Source organism: Bacillus cereus group sp. N14 (assembly GCF_016483555.1).
Taxonomy (GTDB): domain Bacteria; phylum Bacillota; class Bacilli; order Bacillales; family Bacillaceae_G; genus Bacillus_A; species Bacillus_A wiedmannii.
The window spans coordinates 63905-77073 of sequence record NZ_JAEHBQ010000002.1; the positions used below are offsets into that span (position 1 = coordinate 63905).

Sequence of the window (13169 nt, forward strand, 5' to 3'; positions counted from 1 at the left end):
TTTTATACGGATACTCTTAAAGAAGGGGCTACTTAATAAAATTGATTAGCTGAAGTGTTCGGGAAGTGAGTAGAATGAATAGAAGGTGAAGTTAAAAAGGGAGGGATATATTTGCTTTTCATTGGAGTGACAGGGTGGGGAGATCATGATTCTTTATATATAGATCCCTATGAAAATAGAAATAAATTACGAACATATAGTGAGTATTTTCCTATAGTGGAAGTGGATAGTTCGTTTTATGCGATGCAACCTGCACGAAACTATACAAAATGGGCAATGGAAACACCGAAAGATTTTGCTTTTATAGTAAAAGCATATCAAGGAATGACAGGACATATGAAAGGTGAAATCCCTTTTTCTACGTTTGATGAGATGTTTGATGTGTACAAACAATCTATTCTGCCTTTAATAGAAGCTGATAAATTAAAAATGATTTTATTTCAATATCCACCATGGTTTGATTGTAAAAAGAAAAATGTGGATTTTCTTCGATATACGAAAGAAAAAATGGAAGGTTTACCGTGTGCCATAGAATTTCGAAATCAAACATGGTTTTATCCCGAAATGAAAGATAAGACGATACAGTTTCTAGAACATGAGAAATGGATTCATACCATTTGCGATGAGCCGCAGGCCGGGATAGGTTCGGTACCGCTCGTATTAGAAGTAACGAATGCAGAGATGGTGTTAATACGTTTTCATGGTAGGAATGTTCATGGGTGGCTTGATAAAGGGGAGAATTGGAGAGCGGTTCGTTGCTTATATCGCTACAACAATAAAGAATTAGAAGAATGGGTAGAAAGACTAGAGCAATTAAAAAAGAAGACAAAGGACATATATGTACTATTTAACAATAATTCGGGCGGAGATGCAGCGGATAATGCGAAACAGCTTATGAAAATGATGAACATTACATATGGTGAGCCGAAGCCTGAGCAATTAAATTTGTTTGAATGATAATAAACAAGAAAGGCACTGTACAAACAGGGGGAATGTACAGTGCCTTTCTATATGAAAAAGAGGGGTAACAATGTTACTGAGCGTTTGGTTGATTCATCAATTGTTGGCTTCGTAATAAATGATAATGGTTATCATTATCATTGTCAATAGTTTTCCGAAAAATAAATAATAAACTTTTTATGAGACATTAACGGGTAGGAAGATTCTTGATAAAAGGTTTGGCTGAAGCAAAGAAGTTTTTCGGGGGAGAATGCTAGTAAACTCCTAATAAAATATCAAAAAAAAGAACAGCAATTAATGCTGTTCTTTTCCAGTGACGAATTGTTGTAAATCAAAAGGAGTTATCGCTTGGATAAACTCTTTTGAGATAAGTGTTTGAACAAGAGTACTCTCAGAAATGGAAGCACCTGTTTTCTTTTCATAAGCTTGTTTTAATAAATCAAGTTTTTCAGCCGTTTCTTTCGGTAATTCAATTGTTAATGTGTTCATAATTTCTCCCCCTTACTATTAGAGTACCACTACAATATAGGAGAGACAAGAAAAGAGAATGTGAAACATAAAAAAGGTTACCATTTATAAATGGTAACCTTTTTTATGTATAAGAGTTATTAAGCAATACCGATATACTTTAAAGTTTTTGATGGAGTACTATGATCAAAGAAGTGTTGTAAAAATGCGATATCAACACCTGATTTGTATGCACAATATCCCCAAGTTTTTCGAAGTGTATGTGAGCTAATCCCTTCTAATCCAACTTCTTTTGCAGCTTTGTTTAAAATGTACCATGCATGTTGTCTCGTAATAGATTTTGTTCCTTTTTGAGACTTTAATAATGGTTCATTACGTTTCCAAGTTTTACGTTCTTTCATGTAGTCTTCGATCGCGTGCTGCAAGTCTTCATTTACAGCAAACCATTTATGTTTCTTTACTTTTTCATTGTAAAATAAAATGGAATGGCGAACATTTTCATGTTCATCGATTACATCACTAACTTTTAATTGTAAGATTTCACTTACTTTTAAGCCAGAATTTACAGCTAATACGAATAATAAGCCATCACGTTTCGAAGATTGTAAAAGTATATTTTTGATAGTTTCTAATTGTTTTTCATTTTGAATAGGTTGTCCTGCTTGTTTCATTTCACGCACTCTCCTCTTTTATGTGTGTAAAGGAAAGGATTAACTTGTTTCCTACTATAAAGGGAGAGTGTGAATTTCATGTGAACTCCTAGTGAAATTAAGACAAATTATTTGACTTCTTTTACTTTTTGTAAATTAAAGTAGAATACAACACTATTAGTCGTGTTATATACACCGTACTCGGCATGGTGGAGGTCTAAAATGTTTTTTACAATAGATAACCCGAGACCGGTACCTCCAGTATGACGGCTACGAGATGCATCTAAACGGTAGAAACGATCCCAAATTTTTTCAAGACTTTCTTCAGGGATAGGGTTTCCTGTGTTTTCGATTTCGACTTTTACTATATTTTCCAGTTCTATAACGGAGACATGTATTTTTTCTCCATCTGGCGTATAGCGAATTGCATTGCTAAGTAAGTTCACAACGACTTGCTCAATACGACTACGATTCGCTTTAACGAATATAGAAGAGTCTACATCTACGTTCACTTGTAAATGCTTTTCCTCCATGCTAAATAATAACTTTGTATAGACTTGTTGAATTAATTCACCGATTGAGAATGTCGTCATATCTAGTTTGTACGTACCAGATTCTAGTTTTGCTAATTCTAACATTTCAACAATAAGTCTGTTCATGTTTTCTGTTTCTTCTAAAATAACATCTGTGTAATACATCGTATCTTTACTAACGCCATCTTTAATTCCTTCTGCGAAACTTCTAATTACACTAAGTGGTGTTTTTAATTCGTGTGATACACCAGAAATGAATTCTTTTCGCGTTTTCTCTAATTGACGTTCACGTTCAATATCTTGTTGTAATTTTGTATTGGCAACATTTAATCGATCGATTCGGTCTTTTAAGTTTACAGATAACGTATTAATACTACCGGAAAGCCCGCCAATTTCATCGTCTGCTGTCACAGGTAATTTTTCACTAAAATCAAAATTGGCCATTTTTTTTGTAACGCGATTCATTTTAATTAATGGTTTCACAATGATTTTTGAGTAGTAGAAGGATAATAAAATAATTACGAGAAATACGATGATTAAGGCATAAACATAATAATCCTTTAAAACGAGCATCGCTTCATTAACAGGTTGTAAAGATGCTATCGCAAAAGCGTATTCTGTAATTTTTCCATTTTCCACAATAGGTTTTACAAAGATACTATTTTTTATATTCTCTCCACCATCTATTATATAAGTGTTTAATTGGTGTGAGTTAGCAGTGCCATTTCTAATAATCTCTGCAAAATATTGAACGGCTTGTAATGTTTCAAAATCATTTGCAAGACGAACATCTGCTTTGGATGGAAGCTGTAACTTAGATACGATACCAGTAAACTCAATTTGAGTCACAGTTTTGGATCGGCTTGTAAGTCTATTTTTAGCAGGGTTTCCATTAATGGATTGAAAATCTGAGTTGACATTTTCGTTTTGCCATCGATTATAGTTTGTTGTCAATTCTAGTGGTGTTATGGTGGAATCTTGTACAAAACCGACGACGTTTATCATCCCATCTTTTTTCAATCCTAAGTTTTCGAATTTATTATATTCTTCTGGCGTTAAAACATTATTGAGTGGAATGGAATATGCTTTATTATTTTTAGGATTAATTACATCAATGTAGAAATTATTGTCACTTTTAATAATGCCGTTCGTATTTAAAAACTGCATTTCAGCATTTGTTTTATCATGAAATTCTTGTTTTAGTTTTCGAATTTCCTCATAAGTTTTACCACTTTCTTCGTAAGTATTTACGAACTTCTCAAAAGCAGTTTGAACTGTTTTTACTTTTTTATTAATGTAAAATTTCTCTAAAAATAGAGATTGTCCTAAGAAAAAAAGGAGGAATATGATTGTAAATAATGTTGATGTTAATAAAAATAGTTTAAAGACTATACTTCTGTTTTTCACTGCGTCACCTCTTGTGAGAAATACTGTAAATGATTTCTTAATTATAACAAACGTTACAAAAAAGTAGAGGAGAAAATCTGTCTCTTCTGAAAGTAGTTTTTAATAAAAAGTCACATAAAAAGAACTCGACAGACGTATGACGAGTTCTTTAATGTATTATTGTTGAATTGCTGCATCTAAAGCGATTTCAATCATTTCGTTAAATGTAGTTTGACGCTCTTCAGATGTTGTTTCTTCACCAGTGAAAATGTGATCGCTTACTGTTAATACAGATAACGCATTTACACCGTATTTCGCTGCTAATGTATAAAGAGCAGTTGTTTCCATTTCTACTGCTAGTACACCATAATCTCCAAGTTTTTTAACCATGTCCATGCTTTCGCGGTAAAATACATCTGCTGTTAAAACATTACCAACACGAACGTGTAAGCCTTTTTCAGTTCCAGCATCGTAAGCTTTCTTTAAAAGGTCAAAGTTTGCAGCTGGGGCAAAATCAAAACCTGGGAATGTTAAACGGTTCATATTAGAATCCGTACAAGCTGTCATTGCAATAATAACGTCACGTACTTTTACGTCTTTTTGAATCGCACCGCAAGTTCCAACGCGAATTAAATTTTTAACTCCGTAGCTTTGGATTAATTCGTTTACATAAATAGAAATAGAAGGAACACCCATACCTGTACCTTGAACAGATACGCGTTTTCCTTTATAAGTTCCAGTGAAACCTAACATACCACGCACGTTATTATAGCAAGTAACGTCCTCTAGAAATGTTTCAGCTATATATTTTGCACGTAATGGATCACCAGGTAATAGAATAGATTCAGCAATTTCGCCTTGTTTTGCTTCAATATGTACACTCATGAAAAGTCCTCCTTATAATGTATTGATAGAAATCAATATCATTTGCATTATACACTATCAATCCTTTCAATTAAAATCTTTTAATTATTTGTAATATGTGCAAAGCAGGAGGATTTCATAAATCATAATCTAGAATATATATGTAAGAAGTTTTGTATGAACAGAGACAATAAAAATGGTAGGTGATGTTTTGAAAAATCTTGTCATTGGACTTGTTGCTTTGCTATTTATTGTAGTAGGCGGATTTTACATAAAAAAGTATCAGGAAACTACAGAGACTGTAGGTGATGTTCAGGAAGTAAAATGGGATGTGTCAAATGGAAAAGGAAATGAGAAAGTAGATATTTTGTTTCAATTGCTAAATAATAAAAATAACGAAGTTCGTGGTGTGAATGATCAAATTCGGGCAGTTATTGTAGACGGACAATTAAAACATGTACAACAAATGAAACCTACATTTGCAGGGAATGGATCATATAAGGTATCTTCCAAAATAGCGAAAGATGAAAGATATACAATATTTTTATATGAAGACAAAAACAAGTCTGTGAAATCATTTGCGAAGAAAGATTTTGGGAGAGAAATAGAGGAGAAAAATAAGAAAAAAGTAAAATTCCCAATCGATAGTGTGCTTACAAAAAAAATAGGGGAGTATGAAGTTTCTCTATTATTTGGTGCATTGCATCCGAATGAACCAGCGACGTTAACATTTCAATTCCAAGCGAAAAAGGGTGAGAAATTGAAATTACATTCAGAGAGAGGAGAAGTGGAAGCGCTCTATATCGTGGACGAAACGAGAGAAAACTTTTTATACGCAATACCTGTTGATACAGATGAGCAATTACAATACCGTATTACATTTCCTATAGAAGGAACGTATAAAATATGGGGAGATTTCTATATAAATGGTAAGAAATATGAAAAAGAATTTATTGTACAAGTTCAAAAAAGAAAAAACAGTTAAATGTTTAGCTGTTTTTTCTTTTTCCTATTAATTTTGTTACAGAGAGCATTGTAATTGGTAAAGAATGATTCTTTCTAAATGCTAAATATTTACCGCTCCATGCTGGTTTATATTTTTCTTTAAAATGACGTAGCCCGCTGAAGCTATACGTATAACGAACATTATTAAAGATGGCAGCAGCAACTCGTTCGGACCAAAAAGATTGTGTCGATAAACCTACATTTGAAAGTGGTGCCATACCAATATTAAAGGAGTGGTATTCATTTTCTTTTGCCCACTGGAATAGGTGGATGAAAATTGCATCCATAATGCCGCTAGGTGCATCTGGATAATAGCGCATTAAATCAACAGACAATGATCCGTCTTGATATACGGGCATAAAGGTTGTAAATGCAATGATTTTTCCATCAGCATCACATAATGTAGCGATAGGTGCTCGGCTAATATATTCACGATCAAAGTATCCGAGTGAAAAACCTTTCTCTTTTTTTCCGCCGAGCCACGCATCTGAAACTTTTCTTAACTCTTCAAATAATTCGTTTGAGAATGGTGGCTGATGAATAGAGAATGTATAGCCTTCTCGTTCGAAACGGTTGAAAGTCGCTCGCATACCGGCTCGTTTTTTTCCTGTTATTGTAAATGTGTTCAAATCAACGACAGCTTCTTCACCAAGTTTAAAGAAGTTGTAACCAAAATCATGATATAAACTCATCCATTTACTTTCTATTTGGTAGAATACACAAATGTATCCAAATCGATCAGCCTCAGCTAAAAACTCTTGTAACACAGTACGGTAGGAGGAAGGATCCCCAATTGGATCACCTAGCACAACGAGACGTTTTCCAGTTATAGAGAAGAGAAGGAGCGCTTTCCCATCACTACTGAAGAAAAATTGTTTATCTCCTAAAAATCCTAAATGACTAAGTACATTACCATCATGTTCATCTAAAAAGTTTTGCAACCTTTTATCATTAGCTGGTTGCCCGGGAAATTCATTTCGATAACGATTGGCAATGAGTGAGCCAATCAGTAAAAATGTAGGAACGAAAAAGGCAGCTGCTAATGCACTTCGTTTCACTTGCGTAATATTACGAACGACAAAATCAGGTTTAAAAGCTTCTTTTGCACCTGCAAATAAAATACCTAAGTTTTTATATAAATATAAAGTTATGAGTAAGAATATAAAAACTTTTACCATATCAGAAAGTGAGACTTCCATTTTCTCGCGCACGAACCTTTTACGAAGCATATATAATACAGCGAGTACGATTAATAGAATAAACGTTTCTTCAATATCAATTCCTTTTAGCGTATTAAAGATGGCTGCTCCGATTAAAGAAATAATCGTCATATAGTAAGAACGCTTTGTTCCATAATATATCCCCCGTGAAAGGATTAGCAGGAGAATACCAAATGTTAGTGATAAGCTGAAAGAAAATTGAATAAGATGTTTTGGAGCTAGAATATGTAAGGCGTGTGCTCTATTTATACTTGTTGGTAGAATGGTCGATAAAATAACCATTATTCCAGCAAATACTGTTAAAGCAGCAGATGCCCAGGAACCAAGTTTTCCTAGAAAGTCACGCTGTAAAGTCCATATAACACCAGTTGTTTCTAATGCAGGCGCAATAAAAGGTTTATCTTCAAACTTTTTAATGGCCACGCCTGTCATTTCAAAAGCTGCAAAAATAAGACCAAGGCAGAAAGGTAAAATGTAATAGACGAGGCGATATAATAACATAGCAGGTAGTAATACGCCTGTATCAATGCCATACTGTCCGAGTCCAGTTAAAAAGACAAGATCAAATGAACCAAGGCCACCAGGCACAAGACTAACAACGCCAGCTAAAGCAGCAATTACATACACCCCTAAAAACTTTTGAAATTCAATATCGATGCCAAATAATATTAATATGACGTACATAACAATACCAGCAGATATCCACTCGACTAATGAAACTAATGAGTATAATACAGTTGGGTTTTTCTCTTCTTCTCCTTCTTCTAGTCCTTCGGTTTGCTTTGTTTTTCTATTTTTTAGTTTAGAAAAGCCTATATATATAGGGACGAAAAGAGCAAAAAAGATAAGAACAGGCCATAGCCACGGTTTTTCATGCAAAATAAAACTTGTGTCTAATATTCCGATAAGGCCGAGGAATGAAAGAATGGCTAATCCGTTAATAAAAGCAGTTGTCATCCAAGCGATACTTTTAATAAGTTTGCCATTTTCTTTTATGTATGGACGATAAAGCATTGTGCGTACACCAGCTCCAACGAGACCACCAAATCCGATAAATCCATTTAAAGTATTAGCAATCCATGAGATGCGGAAAATCTTTTGGACGGGTATATCAGCTTTTAAATAACGAAGCATAACATAGTCATAAAAGAACATTGTGGATACGGCAAATGCGCCAAGTGTAATTGCTAAAAAGACTCCTCCGGTTGGAATGTTTTTAATTGTATCGATTGCTTCTAAAAAAGAAATGCCTGCTAATTCTTTTTTTGCTTGAAAGAATACAATTGTTAATACAACAAATGGGAAGATAATTTTCCCGATTTGTAAGAAACGTTTCCATGAAAACGACATAAATACAACTCTCCTTGTATAAGAAAACTGAGACAATAATATTATTATGACAAACTTCAAGAAAAATAAAAAGGTAAATTCCTGTATAGGGAAGCTATTTTTTATAAGGGTTATATTTAAAAGAGTATTTCGTTTGTCAGAAAATTAAGTTAAAATGAATTGAAAGAAGGAAGAGAGGGGAAGTAGATGATTATAATAGGTTATGCGGGATATGAGTTAGAGAAAGCAAAACCTAATACATCAGAAGATTTCTTTAATAGATCTGAAGTGACATATATATTAAATAATAAAGAGAGAACTTTTTCCGTTTTATACGTTCGATATTTTGAAGAAGTTTTACAAGAAATTACTCCTTTTGAAGGAAATCCAGTATGTAAAGTAGAAGAACAAGACATATATTTACGGGATATTGTAGCGCTATGTTGTTTACTGAAAGAGAATGAGCATCGCATGCAAAAACGTTTATATTTAAATAATATAGAAGCATTCCAACAATATTTTGATGAGGGAACAGTGGTGAAAGTACAAGAAATATTGGCTGAATTACATAAAAATAAAAGAGTAGAAATAGCGTGAAATGGCAAAGGAGAGGGAAAAAATGTCTAATCTAATGGTTGAAAATCAAACAGAACAAGTTTCTATGTTTTTAGAAGATGTTATTACTTTGATAACCAATTATGTAAATTATCATACGTTGCCTGCTTTATTAGAAGAAACACCAACAGGGAACGAGCAATATTATAAAGGGTTATTAGCATCTATAAGACGTCTTCTCGTTTTTTGTGAAGAAGGACATGATGCATGTTTTGTTTTGTTAAATAGCCAGCCATTTCGAAAAACAGCAGCTGAAAAAATTTTATATAAAATTTATCATCAAGTAATTGCAGAGTTTTTCTCACCAAAGAGTGATTATTGGTATGAAAATAGTCGGTCTGCCTATACAGGGAAAAACTCCATCGTTTTTCAACAAACGCCACCAGCGTCTATAGAGAAAGTGATGAAGAGTTTAGAAGGAAAATTTCAATTGATGCGTGAAGAACTAGAATATTATGAGACGGATTACCAAACAAAGATGTTACACAAATATTAATTGCGAAAAAGAAGCTAAGGGGACTTAGCTTCTTTTCCTTTTGTAAAGTTATATAAGGGATTTCCTTTGAATATATTTATGGGGATAGCATTAAGGAGGTGTAACATGAGTCAGCAAGGTGTATTTACAGATTACTTTCATGAAGTAGAAAGCTGGTGTGAAAGTGTTCTTCACGTATTAGATAGCCGTGCAATGGAAGTGTATGATGTCCATATGCTTGCTTATAAAATTCAAACGTTATTAGATCGTATGAAAGAGCATGAGTATGATACAGATGCAGAGTTTATGTATGAAATAAGTGATGATGTAGAACATATTCAGCATCATTTGCAGGAAGTATTTGTGCAGGGAGAAGAGGAATATGAACTATATGAAAGAGGGGATAGTGAACGAGCTGTTCCGATTGGAGGGCACACACTTCCACCATTACCTTATCCGTATAATGCGTTAGAACCGTATATTTCTAGAGAAATTATGATGTTACACCATGATAAACATCATCGCAGTTACGTGGAAGGATTAAATAAGGCAGAGAAGATGATGGAAGAAGCGAGAAAAACGAATCAATTTGATTTAATTAAGCATTGGGAAAGAGAAGCGGCTTTTCATGGATCAGGTCATTACTTACACACGATATTTTGGAATAACATGAAAAAAGATGGTGGCGGAAGTCCAAGAGGGGCTCTTTCACAACAGATTGAACAAGATTTTGGGAGTTTTTTACGTTTTCAAAAACATTTCACAGAAGCTGCTTCTAAAGTGGAAGGATCAGGCTGGGCGCTTCTCGTTTGGGTACCACGATCTGGAAGATTAGAAATTTTGCAGAGTACACTTCATCAATTATTTACACAATGGGATACGATACCGCTCCTCGTACTAGACGTGTGGGAACATGCGTATTATTTACAATACCAAAATCGAAAAGATGAATATATTAAAAACTGGTGGAATGTTGTAAATTGGCCTGATGTAGAAAAAAGATTTGAAAGTGCGAAACAAATTGAATGGACACCGTATTAGACGCAGGTTCTCTGCGTCTTTTTTATTAGAAGGAGAAAGAGATTTCGTTCATATTTTAAAAGGCCAAGCATACACTTGTACAAAAAGTGCCAAAAGGACGTGGGGGGAAATATGAGACGAATTTGTGTAATAATCACGCTTCTTATTATGTACGCAAGCGTTATGCCAATTCCTACATATGCAAAGATGAACAGTAATGTCAGTGCTCGAAATGCTGTATTAATGGAGCAACAGTCCGGTCGTGTATTATACGGAAAAGCAGAACATGAGCCACAAAAAATTGCTAGTATAACAAAAATTATGACAGCCTTGTTAGCTGCTGAATCAGGAAAAATGAAAGAAATGGTATCGGTTAGTAATGAAGCGGTGAGAGTAGAAGGATCAGCAATTTATTTAAAACCTGGACAGAAAGTGAAGTTAGAGGATTTAGTATACGGACTCATGCTTAGATCTGGTAATGATGCAGCACAAGTAATTGCTGAAAATGTAGGAGGAAGTATAGAAGGGTTCGTATATTTAATGAATGAAAAGGCGAAACAAATTGGAATGAAAGATACTCACTTTTCAAACCCACATGGTTTGGATGGAGATGGATCCCATTATTCATCAGCCTATGATATGGCACTTTTAACAAAGTATGCAATGGGGAATGAAACCTTTAAGAAGATTTTTGGGACAAAAACGTATAAATCAGATTCGTGGGATTATCCGTGGAAAAACAAACATAAACTCGTGACATCTTATTATGAATTTGCGACAGGAGGAAAAACAGGTTTTACGAAGAAAGCAGGACGGACACTTGTTACAACAGCATCAAAAGATGGACTAGATCTAATTGTCGTAACTTTGAGCGCTTCTAGCGATTGGGATGATCATATGAATTTATTTGATAAAGGTTTTGAACGTTTCAAGCAAACGAACGTTGTAGGACAAGGAGCTCTTGCTGAAATAACTGAAAAGAAATATGCCAATCATGTATATACGAAAAATAGTTTTGCTGTGCCATTAACTGAGCAGGAAAGAAAGAATGTCTTATTAAAAGTTGAACTCGATAAAAGTGCAAAACTTAATGATGGCGTAAAAGTTGGGAAGACAGAAATTTATGTTGGCAACGAGAAAGTTGGAGAACGGAATTTATTTTATAGTAAACGAAAGTTAGTAGCGACAACGGGACTGTATTGGAATAATGTGAAAGAAATTTTTTCTCATATGATAGGTGTTGGGAGCGATGGTTAATCTTGTATGGGTAGCGATGGCAGTCATAGGGATTGTATATGCCATGATAAATGGAACGATGGAAGCGATAAATAAAGCCGTATTTGACGGGGCAAAAGATGCAGTAACAATTTGTATAGGACTTATTAGTGTATTAGTATTTTGGCTCGGTTTAATGAAAATTGCAGAGGAAGCAGGGTTGTTAAAAAAGTTAGTGTCACTTTTTATGCCGATAGTAAAAAGGTTGTTTCCAGAAATACCGAAAGATCATCCGTCAATGGGATTTATTTTATCGAATATGATGGCGAACTTTTTTGGATTAGGGAATGCAGCGACCCCTCTTGGTATTAAAGCAATGGAACAATTGAAAGAGTTAAATGGAGGGAAGGATTCGGCGAGCCGTTCTATGGTAACGTTTCTCGCGTTAAATACATCAGCGATTACTTTAATTCCTACTACTGTCATTTCGATTCGAATGACGTATGAATCAGCGAATCCTACTGAAATTGTTGGGGTAACATTCATTGCACAAGTACTCTCTATGATCGGAGCGATTTGGATTGACCGCTATTTTTACCGAAGAAGGAGTAGGAAGGGGCGGAAAAAATGAGCATTGTAAATACAATTTCATTATGGGTAATCCCTTGTGTAATTGGTTTTATCCTTTTATATGGCACGATAAAGAAAGTACCAACCTATGAATCGTTCGTTGAGGGAGGAAAAGAAGGAATTCAAATTGCAATCTCCATTTTACCGTTTATGGTTGGAATGCTCGTATCTATTTCTATATTTCGAGCTTCAGGTGCATTAGATGCAATGATATCAGTAATGAAGCCGATGTTAGATTTAATTCATGTCCCAGCAGAAATTGTTCCACTAGCACTTATACGCCCTATTTCAGGCTCTGCTGGTTTAAGTATTACGACCGATTTAATTGCCACATATGGGCCAGACTCGTTTATTGGAAGATTGGCTTCTACGATGCAAGGGAGTACAGATACGACTTTTTATATTTTAACAGTATACTTCGGAGCTGTTGGAATTAGAAAGATGGGAGATGCATTAAAAGTAGGACTTTTTGCCGATTTAATCGGGATTATTTGTTCAATTGTGTTTGTTTCTTTAATGTTTAAGTAAGGCGGCTATTCATTTTTTATGCTATTTCGCTTATAATACGTATACGACCACTATTAAGGTGTTGCTTAATAGTGGTTTTTTTATGCGGTATTTTTGACAAAATGATGAACTTTTATTGTGAGCAATATGAAGAATATGGACAATAATAAAAGGTAAAAACATGATTTGCCCTTTATATGTTTATTATCATCGCTATGTTGTTTAAGTAAGATGAAGCGAATAGCCGTCAAGCGTATGCGGTTGCCAAGTCTTTCTAATGTAAGGTAAGATA

13 protein-coding genes are annotated in these 13169 nt (G+C 34.4%); 8 read left to right on the plus strand and 5 right to left on the minus strand.

All coding sequences use genetic code 11. The annotated features are described in order from the left end of the window. The first annotated feature begins 111 nt into the window (after window positions 1-111). Window positions 112-957 (plus strand): DUF72 domain-containing protein, encoded by an 846-nt coding sequence (locus JDS82_RS03720; protein ID WP_000897337.1) that lies wholly within the window; start codon window positions 112-114, stop codon window positions 955-957. A 297-nt stretch (window positions 958-1254) separates the two neighbouring features. Here the strand turns inward: JDS82_RS03720 and JDS82_RS03725 are convergent, their stop codons facing one another. The 4 genes from JDS82_RS03725 to deoD all read right to left on the minus strand — a co-directional run bounded on the left by JDS82_RS03725 (window position 1255) and on the right by deoD (window position 4882). Then, window positions 1255-1449, minus strand: coding sequence for a DUF3924 domain-containing protein (locus tag JDS82_RS03725; RefSeq protein WP_001094861.1), 195 nt, complete (start codon window positions 1447-1449; stop codon window positions 1255-1257). A gap of 119 nt (window positions 1450-1568) precedes the next feature. After that, entirely contained in the window at window positions 1569-2099 is a 531-nt protein-coding gene (locus JDS82_RS03730) for a tyrosine-type recombinase/integrase (RefSeq protein ID WP_000806231.1), read from the minus strand. Window positions 2100-2206: 107 nt separating this feature from the next. Continuing rightward, complete coding sequence (locus JDS82_RS03735) at window positions 2207-4018, minus strand: ATP-binding protein (protein WP_199712733.1); 1812 nt, start codon at window positions 4016-4018, stop codon at window positions 2207-2209. A 156-nt stretch (window positions 4019-4174) separates the two neighbouring features. Then, entirely contained in the window at window positions 4175-4882 is a 708-nt protein-coding gene (deoD, locus tag JDS82_RS03740; protein ID WP_000110707.1) for a purine-nucleoside phosphorylase, read from the minus strand. Window positions 4883-5057: 175 nt separating this feature from the next. Here deoD and JDS82_RS03745 point away from each other — a divergent pair, with 175 nt between their 5' ends. Next, window positions 5058-5846, plus strand: a complete 789-nt coding sequence (locus JDS82_RS03745) for a hypothetical protein (RefSeq protein WP_046958911.1) — start codon at window positions 5058-5060, stop codon at window positions 5844-5846. 4 nt (window positions 5847-5850) lie between these two features. Here the strand turns inward: JDS82_RS03745 and mprF are convergent, their stop codons facing one another. Further along, window positions 5851-8436, minus strand: coding sequence for a bifunctional lysylphosphatidylglycerol flippase/synthetase MprF (gene mprF / locus JDS82_RS03750; RefSeq protein ID WP_199712734.1), 2586 nt, complete (start codon window positions 8434-8436; stop codon window positions 5851-5853). A 186-nt stretch (window positions 8437-8622) separates the two neighbouring features. Here mprF and JDS82_RS03755 point away from each other — a divergent pair, with 186 nt between their 5' ends. The 6 genes from JDS82_RS03755 to spmB all read left to right on the plus strand — a co-directional run bounded on the left by JDS82_RS03755 (window position 8623) and on the right by spmB (window position 12898). Further along, window positions 8623-9012, plus strand: a complete 390-nt coding sequence (locus JDS82_RS03755) for a hypothetical protein (protein ID WP_076536284.1) — start codon at window positions 8623-8625, stop codon at window positions 9010-9012. A gap of 22 nt (window positions 9013-9034) precedes the next feature. Further along, entirely contained in the window at window positions 9035-9526 is a 492-nt protein-coding gene (locus JDS82_RS03760) for a YpuI family protein (protein WP_076536286.1), read from the plus strand. A gap of 105 nt (window positions 9527-9631) precedes the next feature. Beyond that, entirely contained in the window at window positions 9632-10546 is a 915-nt protein-coding gene (locus JDS82_RS03765; RefSeq protein ID WP_000082674.1) for a superoxide dismutase, read from the plus strand. A 111-nt stretch (window positions 10547-10657) separates the two neighbouring features. Next, complete coding sequence (gene dacB, locus JDS82_RS03770; protein WP_199712735.1) at window positions 10658-11782, plus strand: D-alanyl-D-alanine carboxypeptidase DacB; 1125 nt, start codon at window positions 10658-10660, stop codon at window positions 11780-11782. Further along, window positions 11775-12371: a spore maturation protein SpmA gene (gene spmA, locus JDS82_RS03775; protein WP_000247806.1), complete on the plus strand. Its 597-nt coding sequence runs from the start codon at window positions 11775-11777 to the stop codon at window positions 12369-12371. Before dacB ends, spmA begins: the two co-directional genes overlap by 8 nt. After that, window positions 12368-12898: a spore maturation protein SpmB gene (spmB, locus tag JDS82_RS03780; protein ID WP_000029511.1), complete on the plus strand. Its 531-nt coding sequence runs from the start codon at window positions 12368-12370 to the stop codon at window positions 12896-12898. The genes spmA and spmB overlap by 4 nt, the downstream gene beginning before the upstream one ends. Window positions 12899-13169: the final 271 nt, after the last annotated feature.